Source organism: Endozoicomonas sp. SESOKO2 (genome assembly GCF_024606245.1).
GTDB lineage: Bacteria > Pseudomonadota > Gammaproteobacteria > Pseudomonadales > Endozoicomonadaceae > Endozoicomonas_A.
On the sequence record NZ_JAHHPQ010000351.1, the window covers coordinates 1 to 1,008 of the forward strand.

1 protein-coding gene is annotated in these 1,008 nt (G+C 50.5%); it reads right to left on the bottom strand.

The features are described 5' to 3' along the window. The coding region (locus KDK17_RS07955; protein ID WP_257287789.1) for a hypothetical protein at nucleotides 1-1,008 on the bottom strand (1,008 nt) is incomplete at both ends.

The window sequence follows — 1,008 nt, forward strand, 5'->3', positions numbered from 1 at the left end:
GGCAATGCATATTGACCATCGTCTGATGACGCTTTGAAGGTTGCCAGCGTTTGATCGCTGGCCAATGTCACTTCCTTATCACGCCCTGGTAACCGATCCGGTACGAGGCTTTCAACCCCCAGAATGGGTTTGGCATCAAGAGCGATCTCTTTGATATCACCCTTGGCAGTCACATAAATATCCTTTGCCGACCAGCGATACATACCGGGAGGATGGTTCTGCGTATTAAAAATTTGGCAACTGTTATGTTTTGGCATCTTCTGAAGCTCATAGTCCGTTCTCTGATCCAATGCCGGAGCTTGTTTCTCGCAGACTTGCGGGCTGTATTTTTCAGAATCATCAACCCAATGGTTTGGCAGACTCCTGATCTGATGCCAAAACGCAGGCCGCTGCTGAACGGCATGGGCGTCCCATGCCGCTTCCCATGTCGCTATCCTCTTATCAACCTCTCGAAGATAAGGCTGGTTAGCCGGTATTTTCAGCGTTTGTTTCTCTTCTTCCGTCATTGGAAATAAGCGCTTGGCGTCCACGCCCGTCTGGCCAAACTTACGATTAAACCAGCTTTGCTGCCAACATCGGTAGAGAGCCCGGGTGAAAATATCGTCCGATTGATCCGGCTTCAGGGGCAGATCGAATGCCAGCCACCGGGCCTGTGCCACCATTTTGATCATTTCCGTCTTGGCTTCCTCGTCACTCAGACGAGTCTTAATACTTATTTCATGGCGTTTTTCATCAACACTGTTGAGATCACTGCGTCGTATCAACCACGGACGATCAATGTCCGATACTGTCTGGTTTAACCAATTGCAAAGTCCGGAATCAGGCTTACTGTTCCCCATGACAAGCGCCGATGACTCTGGCAGTGCCTCCAACGATACCCCGGCAGCCATCAGATAAAGTCGGTAGTGCTGATTAAGACATTGATGCAGTCCGTCTTCGGTAAAATCACCCCCTCGGATGACGGCCCTGGCCACATTCTGCAAATCATGGCTGGTGGGCTGTAACGGC